This is a genomic window from Pseudomonas sp. dw_612, from assembly GCF_018449725.1.
In the GTDB taxonomy this organism is placed as follows: domain Bacteria; phylum Pseudomonadota; class Gammaproteobacteria; order Pseudomonadales; family Pseudomonadaceae; genus Aquipseudomonas.
The window spans coordinates 109,074-123,673 of sequence record NZ_JAAVVC010000001.1 but is presented as its reverse complement, the minus strand read 5'-3'; the positions used below and the strand labels follow the sequence as shown (position 1 = coordinate 123,673).

The following is a 14,600-nucleotide window of genomic DNA, read 5'->3' as shown; positions in this document are numbered from 1 at the left end:
GTGCGGGAGCCTGGATGGACGTGCGCAACGGATGTTTCAGTACCTTGAGCCCGGCCAGGTCTTCAGCACGTGAACGTGCATGAACAGCCTCAGAGCGTTAACCAGCGATGCGGTGCTGCGGTTCGGCCCCTACGCGTTTCATCCCAGCCAACGGCTGATCCTTGACGGTGATCGGTCGCTGCGCATGGGCGGGCGGGCGCTGGACATTTTGCAGGTGTTGGTCGAGCGCGCCGGCGAGGTGGTCAGCAAGGACGAATTGATCGCCCGGGTCTGGCCGACGTCGGTGGTCGAAGAGATCAACTTGCGGGTGCACATTGCCGCTCTGCGCCGGGCCTTGGGCGATGGCCAGAACGGCGAGCGCTACATCGTCAACCTTCCCCAGCGTGGCTACAGTTTCATCGCCCCGGTGCAACGCACGCTGGAGGCGACGCCGGTGTTCATTGACAGCGTACACCCGCCCCAACACAACCTGCCTGCGCGGCTGACACCGGTCACCGGGCGCGACTCGATTGTCGGCAGCGTGGTGCGCCAGTTGCCGGTTCGGCGGTTCATGACTGTGGTCGGCCCGGCCGGTATCGGCAAGACCACCGTGGCGTTGCGCGTGGCGGAATTGCTGTTGCAGCACTACCGCGACGGCGTCTGGTTCATTGATCTGGCGAGCCTCGACGATCCGTCGCAAGTGGTCGAACACCTGAGCAACACCCTGCCATTCGGCACGGACCTGACCTCACGGCATGCCTTACTGGTGCTCGACAACTGCGAGCACTTGCTTGAACGCTGTCGCACGCTGGTGCATGACTGGTTGGCTAGCGCGCCACGGCTGTCGATCCTGGCCACCAGTCGCGAACCGCTCCAGGCACGGGACGAAACCGTGCTGCGCCTGCCGCCCCTCGCGGTGCCGCCAGCCTCGGCGCTTTATAGCGTGGCCGAAGCGATGGGCTATTCGGCGGTGCAGCTGTTTGTCAGCCGCGCCCGCGCGCGCCAGCAAGGTTTCACCCTGCGCGAACAGGACCTCAAAGCCGTGCGCGACGTGTGTCGGCGGCTCGACGGTCTGCCCCTGGCCATCGAACTGGCAGCGGCGCAGATCGATGCGCTGGCGCTGGTAGGCCTGCAAGCGCAACTGGACAACTGCTTCCAGTGGCTGACCCAGGGCCGGCGCACCGCCGTGCCGCGTCATCAAACCCTCAAAGCCGCGCTGGACTGGAGTTACGAACGCTTGAGTCCGCTGGAGCAAATGGTCTTGCAGCACCTGGCGGTGTTCAAAATGGCCTTCACCCTGGATGCAGCGATAGGCGTGATCAGTTGTGCGGTGCTGCCGCCGATGCACCTGTTGGCCATGATTGAGCGACTGGTGAGCAAATCGCTGCTGTCGGTCGAGCAGGTCAATGGCGCGCCCCGTTATCGCTTCCTCAACACCATGCGCACCTATGCCCTGGAACAACTCGAAAACAGCGGCCACCTGCGTGCACTCGAACGCAGTCATGCGCACTACACCAGCCGGGCGCGCTGGATCTCAGGCGCGCAATTGCCCGCTGAGTTCGTCGAGTAAACGCCGGACTTTCATCAGGTCCGGTGTGGCGAAACCTTCGGTGAATCGCCCATAAATCGGCGCCAGCAACTCATAAGCTTTCCGAGCCTGGCCCTGACCCTGCCAAAGCCGCGCCAACGAAGTCGCACTGCGCAACTCCCAGGCCAACGCCCCCTGACTTTTCGCTACGGCCAACGCCCTGAGCAGCACCGCCTCACCCCTGTGGGAGCGAGCCTGCTCGCGAAGACGCCCGCCCAAACAACCCAGCTCTATCGGCGAATTCTCCTCCGCCACCAAAGCCTCCCCCCGAACCCGAAAAATCTCCGCCGCGCTCCAACCCGCCGCACCGCTCTCGGCGCGCGCCAACAGTCCCTCATCCACAAAACCACCGTCCAGCGTCACCATGATCTCTTTTACCAACCCGACACCCGGTTGCGAAGGCCCCTCGACCCCATCGATCACCTGCGCGTACTGCCGGGCCCAGTTGTAGAACAGCAGCACTGAATGTTTCTGCGCCTGTTCCAGCAACAGTCGCACCAGTTCACGGGCGGTCGCGAGGTCGCCGTTGTACTGGGCGATCAGGCAACCGGACAACGCCAGGGTGTAGCAGATGGACGTGCCGTGGTTGATCTGCATCGCGATGTCCAGCGCCTGGCGCGCGGTGCGCCACGCCTGTTCCGGGTAGCCTTGCAGCCAGAGAATCCGCGCCAGAATGGTCAACGCTGCAACGCTCTGGTCGTACTGCACGCCGAAGCCACGGGTGAAACGGTTGAGGTGGCCGCTGTGGGCCATGCGCTGGATAACCTGCTCGGCATCCTCTCGCGCCTGACGTTGATCCCCGCAAAAGTGCAGGGCCAGGACGCGCAAACGGTGAGCGCTCAGCGCCAGCACCGCGTCGCCGTGCAACCCCAATTGGTCGAACTGCCGGGTTTGCTCCAGCGCCATTTGATAGTTGCCGCTGCAGAGATTGACCGCCATGTGCCCGGACACCGCCCGCAACTGACCGGCGACATCGTCGCAGTGTTCGGCGAGGATTCGGGCGCTGACAAAGGCGTCGACGGTTTCAGCGGTGCCACCCTGGGCGTGGTAGCAGGAACTGCCCAGGGCAAGCTTGAGCGACATGCTCAGGCGAGGGCAGGGCTCGGGGCTGGCCGCCAGCAACGCCAGGGCCCGACGCACATAACTCCCGTGCTCCTTGAGCAGTGACAGCTCCTGCCACAGCGGTGTCGAGGTGGCGGTCAAACGAATGGCCAGCGCCTGCGGACCGTTGGCGTTCAAACCCCATTCGAGCGCGGCGCGAATGTCTTCCAGGCTTCGGGCGTAACGCTCGATCCACAGGTGCGTGGGGGTTTGTTCCCAATCGTTCTGGGCCTGGTGCATCAAGGCCAGGCAGCGTTCGGCATGCCGTTGCCGGGTGTCCGACAGTTCAGCCGCCAGGTGCAGTTTTTCCAGGGCGTAGCTGCGGGTGGTGTCCAGCAGTCGATAAAACACCTCTTCATCGCCGACTTCCACGTTCAGCAATGACTTGGCCACCAGTTGCGTGATCGAGGCAAACACCTCGCCGGGTTCGATGTGTGCGCCGACGATGACCGCCGCTGCCGATTCCAGGGTGAAACCATCGCGGAAGATCCCCAGTCGGCGCAGGCCGGTTTGCTCGCAGGCGCTGAGCAGTTCGAAGCTCCAGTCCAGTGTTGCGCGCAGGGTTTGATGACGGCCCAGGGTCGTTTGGCTGCCTTGGGTCAACAGGCGGAAATTGCCTTGCAGTTGCGTGTGCAAACCACTGATGCCGAGGTCGACGACTTGCGCCGCCGCCAGTTCGATGGCCAACGGAATACCGTCCAGACGCTGGCAGATCTCAATCGCCAAAGGCAGTTCTGCATCGCTCAGTTCGAAACTGTCGTGGCTGGCCATCGCCCGTTCGACGAACAGTTGCAGCGCGGAAAAACTCAGGGCCTGGGCGCGGTCGAGCACGGCAATAGGAGGAGGGCAGTCCAGGGATTCCAGGCGTTGCACAAACTCGCCTTCGGCCCGCAGGCTCTCGCGGCTGGTGGCCAGAATGTGCACCTGCGGCGCACCGCGCAGGATGCTTTCGCACAGCAGCGCAATTGCGTCGATCAGGTGTTCGCAGTTGTCGATCACCAACAGCATCTGCCGTTCGCGCAGGAAGGCGGCGAGGCCGTTCATCGGCTCATCGTCGTGCAGGGCCAGGTCCAGCAGCGTCGCCAGATGTGCGGTGATCATGGTCGGGTCATTGAGCGGCGCCAGGTCCAACAGGCGAATGCCGTCGCGGTAGTGACCGATCAACTGCTCGGCCACCCGCAGGGCCACGGTGGTCTTGCCGATACCGCCAGGGCCGACCAGGGTGATAAAGCGCTGGCGGGCCAGGTGGGTCACTACGCTGTCGACCAAATGCTGGCGCCCGATCATGCGGGTGCGGCGTACCGGCAGGTTATGCCGACGGGGTTCGTGAGCCGTGTTGTCCGGGTGTTGCCCGACCGTCTCCAGGGAGAACGGCGCGACAAAACTGTAACCGCGCTGCGCCACGGTGACGATGTAGCGCTGGCCGGCCTGACCGTCGCCCAGGGCCTTGCGCAACGCCGCCATGTGCACGCGCAAATTGATGTCTTCGACTACGTTTTTAGGCCACACCTGCGCGATCAATTGCTGCTTGCTGACCACGTTCCCGGCGTGCTCCAGCAGGATCAACAGAATGTCCATGGCGCGCCGGCCCAGGCGCAAAGGCTGGTCGCCCTCCAGGATCAGACGTTGTCCGGGATAGATCCGGTAAGGGCCGAAAAGCACGGCCTGTTCGGGGGAAAGGGTCAACGGGTCACTCCTGCTTGCATCCGTCTAGTTCGCGGTTTTCCGAGCATATTCCTCAGGATTGTGGGTCAGCGCAACGCGTGCTCGACGGACCGTCAGGTGTTCACCGCGACTGCCGCGTTCCCGGTGTCGGTCGCGGCGCCCTGTTTATTGGGCACAAGGGTGACAAAAAGCACTGCGGGGTGTTGGGCGCGATTTTGAAAATTAACAACGTTTAACTCGTCGAGCGTCTGGTCTACGCCCAAAACTCTAGGGCTTCAAGTCCAACGAAGACCTCTGTCTTCGCGCTGTAAAAGGAATGGACACTTCTGGAGGATGCCGGAATGAGCGATGTGGTGGTGGTCTATCACAGTGGCTACGGGCACACCCGGGTCATGGCCGAAGCCGTGGCGATGGGCGTGGAACGGCACTTGGGCAGCACCTGTCGGCTGATTTCGGTGGAGGACGTCGACACCCAGTGGGAACACCTGCACCGGGCCGACGCGATCATCTTCGGCGCCCCGACCTACATGGGCAGCGCCTCGGCGTCCTTCAAGGGTTTCATGGAAGCCACCGCCGCGTTCTATCTCGCGCGGCCGTGGCGCGACAAACTCGCTGCCGGGTTTACCAATTCCGGCTGCCTGTGCGGCGACAAACTCAACACCCTGCTGCAAATGGCCGTGTTCGCGGCCCAGCATTCGATGATCTGGGTCGGCCTCGATCTGTTGCCGGCGCGCAGCAGCACCGGCCTGTTTGATGGCCAGCTCAATCGCCTCGGCAGTTCGTTGGGCGCCATGGCCCAATCGAATGTCGAACAGTCCCCCGACGATGCGCCACCGCCCGAGGATCGTTGCACCGCCGCGCACCTGGGCGAGCGGGTCGCGCGTCTGGCCGAACGCCTGCATCACGCCCCGGTTTGATTCATCCCCCCACAAAAGGAGTACGCCACATGAGCACTTTCACCACCCGCGACGGCACCGAGATTTACTACAAGGACTGGGGCACCGGTCAGCCCATCGTCTTCAGCCACGGCTGGCCGCTGAATGCCGACAGCTGGGAATCGCAGATGATCTTCCTCGCCTCCAAAGGCTATCGGGTCATCGCCCATGATCGCCGTGGTCATGGTCGTTCGAGTCAGCCGTGGGACGGCAATGACATGGACCACTACGCGGACGACCTGGCGCAACTGATCGAATTGCTGGACCTGAAGGATGCCGTGCTGTTCGGATTCTCCACCGGCGGTGGCGAAGTGGCGCGTTACATCGGTCGCCATGGCACGGGCCGCGTAGCGAAAGTCGGGCTGATTTCTTCGGTACCGCCGCTGATGCTCAAGACCGAAGCCAACCCCGGTGGCTTGCCGGTCGAAGTGTTTGACGGGATTCGCCAGGCTTCGTTGGCCGACCGTTCGCAGCTGTACATTGACCTCGCCAGCGGCCCGTTTTTCGGCTTCAACAAACCGGGCGCCAAACCGTCCCAAGGCATGATCGACTGGTTCTGGCTGCAAGGCATGACCTCCGGCCACAAGAATGCCTATGACTGCATCAAGGCGTTCTCGGAAACCGACTTTACTGAAGACCTGAAGAAGTTCGACGTGCCGACGCTGGTGCTGCATGGCGATGCGGATCAGGTGGTGCCGATTGAAGCGGCGGGGATTGCTTCGGCCCGGTTGGTCAAGGGGTCGACGTTGAAGGTTTATCCGGGTGCGCCGCACGGTTTGACGGATACGCATAAGGATCAGCTCAACGAAGATCTGCTGGACTTTTTGAAGAGCTGATTAACACCGAAAAACCTGTGGGAGCGGGCTTGCTCGCGAAAGCGGACTGTCAGTCAACCAATGTGTTGAATGTGACATCGCCTTCGCGAGCAAGCCCGCTCCCACAGGGGTTGTGTTCACTGGATTTACGGGTGTGCGCACACCCCTGGCGACGGCGATCTTTTGCTACTGAATGGCACCGCGCGCGCACCCCTGCACCGCCACGCAAACGGCGTAATCCCTTCGCTGCGGGTGAAGATGTGGCAGAAATGCGCCTGATCGCAAAACCCGCATTCCAGGCTGATCTGCGTCAGGGTCAGGTCGGTGTCCCGAATCAACTGCTTGGCTTTGGCAATGCGCTGGCAACGAATCCAGTCCTGGGGCGACAACCCGGTGCTGCACTTGAACGCCCGGGAAAAATGACTGCGCGAGAGGGCGCAGGCCCGGGCCAGTTCGGTCACTTCGAGGGTGTCGCTCAGGCCGTCGAGTATCAGTTGCTTGACCAAGGATTCGCGCCAGGGTGCGAGGCCGCCGGTGGTGGTTTTAGGCGCTGGCGTGGCGGACGCCCTGACGGCGTAATGCTGAACGTGGGCCATGACAAATATCCGTGTCGGTGGGAATGCGCTGGCGCACTGCACGGTGGGTCAGCACCTTCCCTTTTGAAGAAAACAGGTCTGCGCAGAGGGCTTCATTCTTGGGCGCGGGGGGCGGGCAGGCGAGTTAAACGTTGTTAATTCCACACTTGGTTTGCAGCGAAGAAACCGTGCCAACTCAGCACATCGCTGCAATTGATCGAGGGTCGGGCAGGCGCAAGATGCAACCCTGACAGTGGGTTTTTCTCAGGTTTATAAAGGTGAAGGCATGAAGCATTCTCTGGTTTGCACGCTGGGCCTCGCGATGGCGCTGGCTTCCGGTATTTCCCTGGCGGCAGCGCCGGCTCAGGTCGGCACCCAAGTGCCCGGCTACTACCGATTGGCGGTGGGCGATTACGAAGTCACCGCGTTGTTCGACGGCTACAACGACCTGTCGCCGAAACTGCTCAAGGGCCTGACCCAGAGTCAGATCCGCGCACTGTTGGCCCGGCGCTCGATTGAAACGCCCGGGGTGCAAACCGCGTTCAACGCCTTCCTGATCAACACCGGCAAGCAATTGATCCTGGTGGACACCGGGGCAGGGCAGTGCATCGGCGCCACGGCCGGCATGCTCTCGGACAACATGAAAGCCGCCGGTTATCAGCCGGATCAGGTCGACACGATCCTGCTGACGCACCTGCACCTCGACCATGTGTGCGGCCTGGTCGATGCCGAGCAAAAACCGGTCTTCGCCAACGCCACGGTCTACGCCGCCAAGGCCGAAGCCGCTTACTGGCTCGACCCGCAAGCCCTTGCCAAGGCCCCCGAAGGCGCCAAGCCGTACTTCAAAATCGCCCAGGATTCGACGGCGCCTTACGTCGCGACGGGTCGCTTCAAAACCTTTGAGGCCGGCCAGTCGCCCGTGCCGGGTGTCGAGGCCACGCTGGAAGCCGGGCACACGCCGGGCAGCACCACCTACCGTTTTACCTCCCAAGGCCAGAGCATTTTGTTCATGGGCGATCTGGTGCATAACCTGGCCGTGCAGTTCCTGCACCCTGAGGTGTCGATCGGTTTTGACGTCAACAGTCAGCAGGCGATCAAGAGCCGCAATCAGGTCTTCACCGACGCCGCCACCAGCAAGACCTGGGTCACCGCCGCACACTTGCCGTTCCCGGGCATTGGCCACATCGCCGCCGAGGGCAAGCATTTCCAATGGGTGCCGGTAGAATACGGCCCGTACAAACGAGCGGCGAAAGTGCCGTTGATCGAGTAGAGTTCGACAAACCGTGCCTGGCTGACAACCCAAATGGATTGCCCTTATGAACCGTAACGATCTGCGCCGCGTCGACATGAACCTGCTGGTGATTTTCGAAGCCCTGATGTTCGAAAAGAACCTGACCCGGGTTGCCGAAAAGCTGTTCATGGGTCAACCGGCGGTGAGCGCGGCGCTGGGGCGGTTGCGTGATCTGTTCGACGATCCCTTGCTGCTGCGCAACGGTCGCGGCATGGAACCGACGGCGCGGGCGCTGGCGATTCTCAAGGAGCTGCAACCGGCGATGGATGTGATCTCTGGCGCCGTCAGCCGCGCCAAGGAGTTCGAACCGGCGAGCAGTTGTGATGTGTTCCGCATCGGCCTGTCGGACGATGCCGAGTTCGGCTTGTTTCCGCCGCTGTTGAGTCAACTGCGGGAAGAGGCGCCGGGGATCATCGTCGTCGTGCGTCGGGCCAATTACCTGCTGATGCCGGCGTTGCTGGCGTCCGGGGAAATCTCCGTGGGCGTGAGCTACACCACCGATTTGCCGGCCAACGCCAAGCGCAAGAAACTGCGGGACATCCCCTGCAAGGTGTTGCGCGCAGACAAACGGCCCGGCTCCCTGACCCTGGACGAATACTGCGAACGGCCCCATGCGATGGTGTCGTTTTCCGGTGACCTGAGCGGCAATATCGATCTTGATTTGGCCAAGATCGGCCGCAGCCGCCGCGTAGTGCTGGGCGTGCCGCAGTTCAGCGGTTTGCGCGCCTTATTGGCCGGCACCGAAATGATCGCCACCGTCCCCGATTACGCCGCGTGTGCCCTGGTCGAAGGCTGCGCGTTGCGTGCCGAAGACCCACCATTCCCCATCGAAGCCGCACAACTGTCTATGGCCTGGAGCGGCGTGCACGACAACGACCCGGCGGAAAAATGGTTGCGCTCACGCATCAGCCAATACATGTCCGAACCCCTCAACATCCCGATCCCGTAACCCCAGACCAACACAGCCCTGATCGACGCTCTGCGTGGGAACGATCAATTTCGGCAATGAAGATCCCCTGTGGGAGCGAGCTTGCTCGCGATGGCGGCTGATCAGTCAGCATTGATGTTGACTGACACTCCGCCATCGCGAGCAAGCTCGCTCCCACAAGGGGTTGGGGTCAACAAGGCATTTGTGGAAGTTGCCGGATTTGAGCCCTCCCACAAAAAGAGCACGTACATCCAATTTTCCCCGTCCTCACCCCGGCACTATCAGGTCAAGTGCCGGCGAAGCCATGCCGGTGATTTTTCAATGGAGCGCACAGGCCATGAACGCATCGGGATGGGATGAACGGACTCGGGACTGGGGGCTGTTGTTTTTACGGGTCAGCGGCGGGTTGTTTCTGCTGTGGGTGCACGGCTTGCCCAAGCTGCTGAATTACAGCGAACAACTGCAAACCATCGAAGACCCATTCCACCTCGGCGCCAACCTCACGCTGATCCTGGCGATTTTCGCCGAGGTGTTGTGCCCGCTGCTGATCGTCGCGGGGGTGCTGGTGCGATTGGCGTGTTTGCCTATTCTGTTTCTGCTGCTGGTGGCGTTGGTGGTCGTGCATCCGCAATGGAGCCTGTTTGAAGGGCAGTTCGGCTGGCTGCTGTTGATTGTGTTCACCAGCATCCTTATCGCCGGGCCCGGACGGCTGGCGCTCAATGACCGATTCGCCGGAGTTCTGCGTTATGCCTGAAGCCAACCACGTCACCGCCGCAAAACCGGGTTTCGATGAGATCGTGACCTTGATCATCAAGCACCGGGTCAAAGCCGGTTTCGAAGCACCGTATGAAGCCTGGTTGCGCAATATCGTCACGATTGCCGGGCAGCAGGAAGGGCACCTGGGCGTGGACGTGATGCGCGGCAAAAGCGCCGGCCTCGACATGTACACCTGCGTGCTGCGGTTCTGCTCCACCGAGTCGATGCAACACTGGCTCGATTCGCCGCAACGCCTGCAACTGGTCAACGAAGCGACGCCCATGCTGGCTGACGGCGACCAGACCGAGGTCAACCCGGTCAATGAGTTCTGGTTCGCGCCAACGGTCGACGCTGCTGCGCCACCGCCACCGCGCTGGAAGCAAGCGGTGGTGACGCTGCTGGTGATCTTGCCGCATACCTTGCTGGTACCAATGCTCTGGGGGCCGCTGCTCAAGCTCCACCCCATCCTGTCCAATTACGTGGTCGCCACGTTCCTGATCACCGTGACCATCGTGGTGTCGGTGGTGTACCTGTTCATGCCCCGGGCGACCCGATTGTTCGCGCCCTGGTTGTCTCACTCCACTGCGAAAAAGGAACCGTGATGAACGCCGATCTGATTCTGTTCAATGGCCAATTCCATACCGTTGACCGCGAAAACCCGCTGGCCAGTGCGGTAGCGATCAAGGACGGGCGCTTTGTCGCGGTCGGTAATGACGGCGAAGCCATGGCCCTGCGCGGCTCGGGCACCCAGGTCATCGACCTCAAGGGCCGCTGCGTCATTCCCGGCCTCAACGACTCGCACTTGCACCTGATTCGTGGCGGCCTCAATTACAACCTCGAACTGCGTTGGGAAGGCGTGCCGTCACTGGTCGATGCCCTGCGCATGCTCAAGGATCAGGCTGACCGCACCCCGACGCCGCAATGGGTGCGGGTAGTCGGCGGCTGGAATGAATTCCAGTTTGCCGAAAAACGCATGCCGACCCTGGAAGAGTTGAACCAGGCCGCGCCGGACACGCCCGTATTCGTCCTGCACTTGTACGACCGCGCCTTGCTCAACCGCGCGGCACTGCGCGTTGCCGGTTACACCCGCGACACGCCAAACCCGCCGGGCGGTGAGATTGTCCGTGACGCCAACGGCAACCCGACCGGCATGCTGGTCGCGCGGCCGAACGCGATGATCCTCTACTCGACGCTCGCCAAGGGGCCGAAGCTGCCGCTGGAATATCAGGTCAACTCGACCCGCCAATTCATGCGTGAACTCAATCGCCTCGGTCTGACCAGCGCCATCGATGCCGGTGGTGGTTTCCAGAATTACCCGGACGATTACCAAGTCATCGAGCAGTTGAACAAGGACCAGCAACTGACGATCCGCATCGCCTACAACCTGTTCACCCAAAAGCCCAAGGAAGAGCTGACCGACTTCAAAAACTGGACGTCGAGCGTGACCCTGCACCAGGGCGACGACTACCTGCGACACAACGGCGCCGGCGAGATGCTGGTGTTCTCGGCGGCGGATTTCGAGGACTTCCTCGAACCGCGCCCGGACCTGCCGCAAACCATGGAAGCTGAATTGGAACCGGTGGTGCGCCACTTGGTGGAACAACGCTGGCCGTTCCGTTTGCACGCCACGTACAACGAATCCATCAGCCGCATGCTCGACGTGTTCGAGAAGGTCAATCGCGATATTCCGTTCAACGGTTTGCCGTGGTTTTTCGACCACGCCGAAACCATCACTCCACAGAATATCGAGCGGGTAAGGGCGCTGGGCGGTGGCATTGCGATTCAGGACCGGATGGCGTTCCAGGGCGAGTATTTCGTCGAGCGTTACGGTGCCAAAGCCGCCGAAGCCACGCCGCCGATCAAGCGCATGTTGGCCGAGGGTGTACCGGTCGGCGCCGGCACCGACGCCACGCGGGTGTCCAGCTACAATCCATGGACCTCGCTGTACTGGATGGTCAGCGGCCGTACCGTCGGCGGTCTGGAATTGCACGCCGAGGGCCTGTCGCGCCTGACCGCTTTGGAACTGTTCACCCACGGCAGCGCCTGGTTCTCATCCGAGCAGGGCAAGAAGGGCCAGATCAAGGTCGGGCAACTGGCCGACGTCGCCGCCCTCAGCGCGGATTTCTTCAGCGTCGATGAAGAGGCAATCAAGTGGATCGAGTCCGTGTTGACCGTGGTCGGCGGCAAGGTGGTGTACGCCGCCGGTGACTTCGAAAAACTCGGGCCGGCCAGCGTGCCGGTGCTGCCGGACTGGTCGCCGGTAGTGAAAGTCCCTGGCCATTGGCGCCCGACTTCGCCGATGCAGGCCCAGGCTCACCATTGCAGCGGGCCGTGTGGCGTGCATGCCCACAGCCACAACAAGGCGCGTCTGTCGAATGCGCCGGTCAGCGATTTCGCGGGTTTCTGGGGCGCCTTTGGCTGCTCGTGTTTTGCCTTTTAACGCACATAAAAAAGCGCCGGCCCGACGTGCCGGCGCCCCAAGCACCATCCCACTACCGAGGAGTTTCACATGAGCAACGTTCCGTACAAACGCCTGAACAAAGACGACGCCGTTGTACTGTTGGTTGACCACCAGACCGGCCTGATCTCGTTGGTGCAGGATTTCTCGCCCAACGAATTCAAGAACAACGTGCTGGCCCTCGCGGACCTGGCCAAGTTCTTCAAACTGCCGACCATCCTCACCACCAGCTTCGAAAACGGCCCGAACGGCCCGATGGTGCCTGAGCTGAAAGAACTGTTCCCGGACGCGCCGTACATCCCGCGCCCAGGTCAGATCAATGCCTGGGACAACGAAGATTTCGTCAAAGCGGTCAAGGCGACCGGTCGCAAGCAGTTGATCATTGCCGGTGTGGTGACTGACGTGTGCGTGACGTTCCCGACCTTGTCGGCGCTGGCTGAAGGCTTCGAAGTGTTCGTGGTTACCGACGCGTCGGGCACCTTCAACGAAACCGTGCAACAAGCCGCCTGGGCGCGCATGTCGGCGGCCGGTGCCCAACTGGTGAACTGGTTCTCCGTGGCGTGCGAGCTGCAAGGCGACTGGCGCAACGACATGGAAGGCCTGGCCAACCTGCTGTCGCCGCGCATTCCGAACTATCGCAATTTGATGAACAGCTATTCGGTGTTGACCGCCAAGTAAGTCTCCCCGCACAAAAAATGCCCGCCATTGCGCGGGCATTTTTCTATCCGACTAAATCCCGTAGCAGCTGCCGAGCACCGCGAGGCTGCGTTCGGCGGCGAAGCCGTCGTAAAACCAGTCACTGCGGTGTTTCAGGTTATCCGAGCTGGCAGGATTGACGACGGCTTCGCCGCCGAACGCAGCCTCGCGGTGCTCGGCAGCTGCTACGGGGGTGTTTTGTCGGGTGTCAGCGTTTTTGTAGCCACCCCAGAAAACCACCTTTCTTGACCGGCGCCGGCACGGCCATCAACGCCAACCGACTGTTCTGCTGCCGCACCGCCTGCAACTTGTTCAACGCCCGCCCAACCTCGCCACGTTGCGCCATGCAATCGCGGGTCAGGGACTTGTCGATCCGGTAAATGATGCACGACGTCAGCGCCGTAAAGCAGGCCTGGGACGGGGTGTCAGTGAGGATGCTCTGTTCGCCCATGACTTCGCTCGGCCCCATGCGCCCGGCTTCGGTTTGCCCGGTGCCGTCGGGCACGGTGGCGCTGACCACGCCGGTCGCGATCACGAAGAGGCTGTCCGGCACCTCGTTCAATTCCAGCACCACCTGACCCGCCGTGTACTGCTGCGGGACCATGGCTTGCGCGAGTCGATCACGCTCATCCTCGTCCAGGGAACGGAAGATTTTCACCTCATCCAGCAACGCCCGGGCCCGGGTCGACGGCTCGATCACGCCATCAAGCTGCCGGGAAATACCCGCCGCTTCCAGATGCCGATGCGCCAGGTCGAACAGTTGATTACGCACTTCGCTTTTTTTGCTCAGGTCTGCAATAAAACCGCTGGCCACGTAGACAGACATGGTTTCGCCAGCCTCCTTCAACACGGCTTTCGGTGCCGGGTTGAGCAGCAACGTGCTACTGCCCTGAAGCGTGCGATCCAGCGCATCCAGCACCCGACGCGGGCGAATGGAATTGGGCACTTGAATGCTGATCGACACCCCGTGCATGTTGCTCGGCCGACTGAGATTGACGATCTTCGCCTTGGCCGCCACCGAGTTTGGCACCACCGCCATGGTGCCGGCGCTGGTGAGTAAATGGGTGGCGCGCCAATCGATGTCGAGCACCTTGCCTTCCACGCCGTCGATCACCACAAAATCATCCACCTGATACGGCTTGGTGGTGTTGAGCACGATCCCGGAAAACACATCGCTCAAGGTGCTTTGCAGCGCCAGACCGACCACGATCGCCACCACCCCGGACGTTGCCAGCAAACCCTTGACCGGCAGCTCCAGCACATAACCCGCCGCCGCGACGATGGCCACCAGAAACACCAGCGCGCCGATGACATCCTGCAACAAGCGGCCGCTGTGACCGATGCGGCGCATCAGCACCAGACCGATGACTTCGGTGAGCACCCGTGCGGCGTATAGCCACCAGACAATCCCCAACGCCGTGGCCCCGAGCTGCGCCACGCGGTCATCGGCAAACACCGGCGCCTGCAACGGGCTGACCCCGGCGTTGATGATCACCGCGCTGAAGATCAGGAACAGCGCCAGACGCAGGCCAATGCGGATGACGCGTTTCTGTAACGGCGCGAGGTGCCAGAGCAGGGCGTCGATCACCAGCAGGAGGGCGCTCCAGGACAAGGGGTGGTCATAGATGAGGGACATGGGAGAACTCCGCTGAAAGTAAGATCGCATCTGGTCTGTAGCAGCTGCCGAGCCTGCGAGGCTGCGTTCGGCGGCGAAGCCGTCGTAAAACCAGACACCCCGGTGTATCAGATCTATCGGGGTGACAGGATTGGCGTCGGCTTCGCCGCCGAACGCAGCCTCGCGGTGCTCGGCAGC

General features: G+C 62.0%; 13 protein-coding genes. 9 read left to right on the top strand and 4 right to left on the bottom strand.

The genetic code is table 11. From position 1 onward, the window contains the following. Nucleotides 1-79 precede the first annotated feature (79 nt). Entirely contained in the window at nt 80-1,549 is a 1,470-nt protein-coding gene (locus HB680_RS00520; protein ID WP_213936665.1) for a winged helix-turn-helix domain-containing protein, read from the top strand. Here the strand turns inward: HB680_RS00520 and HB680_RS00515 are convergent. Beyond that, nucleotides 1,514-4,354 carry a winged helix-turn-helix domain-containing protein gene (locus HB680_RS00515; protein WP_213936664.1) on the bottom strand — a complete coding sequence of 947 codons (2,841 nt, stop codon included), beginning with the start codon at nt 4,352-4,354 and terminating at the stop codon, nt 1,514-1,516. The two genes, HB680_RS00520 and HB680_RS00515, sit on opposite strands and share 36 nt — an antisense overlap. Before the next feature lie 320 nt (nt 4,355-4,674). Between HB680_RS00515 and HB680_RS00510 the strand changes: the two genes are divergently transcribed. Both HB680_RS00510 and HB680_RS00505 read left to right on the top strand, forming a co-directional pair. Beyond that, nucleotides 4,675-5,250, top strand: coding sequence for a flavodoxin family protein (locus tag HB680_RS00510; protein ID WP_213936663.1), 576 nt, complete (start codon nt 4,675-4,677; stop codon nt 5,248-5,250). Between the two features lie 29 nt (nt 5,251-5,279). Next, nucleotides 5,280-6,104 (top strand): alpha/beta hydrolase, encoded by an 825-nt coding sequence (locus HB680_RS00505; RefSeq protein WP_213936662.1) that lies wholly within the window; start codon nt 5,280-5,282, stop codon nt 6,102-6,104. 125 nt (nt 6,105-6,229) lie between these two features. On the opposite strand, the gene HB680_RS00500 is transcribed toward HB680_RS00505, so the two are convergent. Then, nucleotides 6,230-6,679 (bottom strand): AraC family transcriptional regulator, encoded by a 450-nt coding sequence (locus tag HB680_RS00500; protein ID WP_213936661.1) that lies wholly within the window; start codon nt 6,677-6,679, stop codon nt 6,230-6,232. 265 nt (nt 6,680-6,944) lie between these two features. Between HB680_RS00500 and HB680_RS00495 the strand changes: the two genes are divergently transcribed. The 6 genes from HB680_RS00495 (at nt 6,945) to ycaC (ending at nt 12,769) form a co-directional block, all read left to right on the top strand. After that, nucleotides 6,945-7,928 carry an MBL fold metallo-hydrolase gene (locus tag HB680_RS00495; RefSeq protein WP_213936660.1) on the top strand — a complete coding sequence of 328 codons (984 nt, stop codon included), beginning with the start codon at nt 6,945-6,947 and terminating at the stop codon, nt 7,926-7,928. Between the two features lie 46 nt (nt 7,929-7,974). Continuing rightward, nucleotides 7,975-8,898, top strand: coding sequence for a LysR family transcriptional regulator (locus tag HB680_RS00490; protein WP_213936659.1), 924 nt, complete (start codon nt 7,975-7,977; stop codon nt 8,896-8,898). A gap of 316 nt (nt 8,899-9,214) precedes the next feature. After that, nucleotides 9,215-9,631, top strand: coding sequence for a DoxX family protein (locus HB680_RS00485; RefSeq protein ID WP_213936658.1), 417 nt, complete (start codon nt 9,215-9,217; stop codon nt 9,629-9,631). Beyond that, a complete protein-coding gene (locus tag HB680_RS00480; protein WP_213936657.1) occupies nt 9,624-10,235 on the top strand; it encodes an antibiotic biosynthesis monooxygenase in 612 nt (203 codons plus the stop codon). Before HB680_RS00485 ends, HB680_RS00480 begins: the two co-directional genes overlap by 8 nt. Further along, on the top strand, nt 10,235-12,073 hold the full coding sequence (locus HB680_RS00475; RefSeq protein ID WP_213936656.1) for an amidohydrolase: 1,839 nt from the start codon (nt 10,235-10,237) through the stop codon (nt 12,071-12,073). The genes HB680_RS00480 and HB680_RS00475 overlap by 1 nt, the downstream gene beginning before the upstream one ends. A 69-nt stretch (nt 12,074-12,142) precedes the next feature. Beyond that, nucleotides 12,143-12,769 (top strand): isochorismate family cysteine hydrolase YcaC, encoded by a 627-nt coding sequence (gene ycaC, locus HB680_RS00470; RefSeq protein WP_123513827.1) that lies wholly within the window; start codon nt 12,143-12,145, stop codon nt 12,767-12,769. Between the two features lie 51 nt (nt 12,770-12,820). On the opposite strand, the gene HB680_RS00465 is transcribed toward ycaC, so the two are convergent. Together HB680_RS00465 and HB680_RS00460 are read right to left on the bottom strand one after the other, a co-directional pair. Further along, nucleotides 12,821-13,027 (bottom strand): hypothetical protein, encoded by a 207-nt coding sequence (locus tag HB680_RS00465; protein ID WP_213936655.1) that lies wholly within the window; start codon nt 13,025-13,027, stop codon nt 12,821-12,823. Then, nucleotides 12,996-14,423 (bottom strand): mechanosensitive ion channel family protein, encoded by a 1,428-nt coding sequence (locus HB680_RS00460; RefSeq protein ID WP_213936654.1) that lies wholly within the window; start codon nt 14,421-14,423, stop codon nt 12,996-12,998. The genes HB680_RS00465 and HB680_RS00460 overlap by 32 nt, the downstream gene beginning before the upstream one ends. Nucleotides 14,424-14,600: the final 177 nt, after the last annotated feature.

Coding starts and splice junctions, on each gene's coding strand:
- HB680_RS00520 (WP_213936665.1), top strand. CDS start 80: ATGAACAGCCTCAGAGCGTTAACCAGCGATGCGGTGCTGCGGTTCGGC.
- HB680_RS00510 (WP_213936663.1), top strand. CDS start 4,675: ATGAGCGATGTGGTGGTGGTCTATCACAGTGGCTACGGGCACACCCGG.
- HB680_RS00505 (WP_213936662.1), top strand. CDS start 5,280: ATGAGCACTTTCACCACCCGCGACGGCACCGAGATTTACTACAAGGAC.
- HB680_RS00500 (WP_213936661.1), bottom strand. CDS start 6,679: ATGGCCCACGTTCAGCATTACGCCGTCAGGGCGTCCGCCACGCCAGCG.
- HB680_RS00495 (WP_213936660.1), top strand. CDS start 6,945: ATGAAGCATTCTCTGGTTTGCACGCTGGGCCTCGCGATGGCGCTGGCT.
- HB680_RS00490 (WP_213936659.1), top strand. CDS start 7,975: ATGAACCGTAACGATCTGCGCCGCGTCGACATGAACCTGCTGGTGATT.
- HB680_RS00485 (WP_213936658.1), top strand. CDS start 9,215: ATGAACGCATCGGGATGGGATGAACGGACTCGGGACTGGGGGCTGTTG.
- HB680_RS00480 (WP_213936657.1), top strand. CDS start 9,624: ATGCCTGAAGCCAACCACGTCACCGCCGCAAAACCGGGTTTCGATGAG.
- HB680_RS00475 (WP_213936656.1), top strand. CDS start 10,235: ATGAACGCCGATCTGATTCTGTTCAATGGCCAATTCCATACCGTTGAC.
- ycaC (WP_123513827.1), top strand. CDS start 12,143: ATGAGCAACGTTCCGTACAAACGCCTGAACAAAGACGACGCCGTTGTA.
- HB680_RS00460 (WP_213936654.1), bottom strand. CDS start 14,423: ATGTCCCTCATCTATGACCACCCCTTGTCCTGGAGCGCCCTCCTGCTG.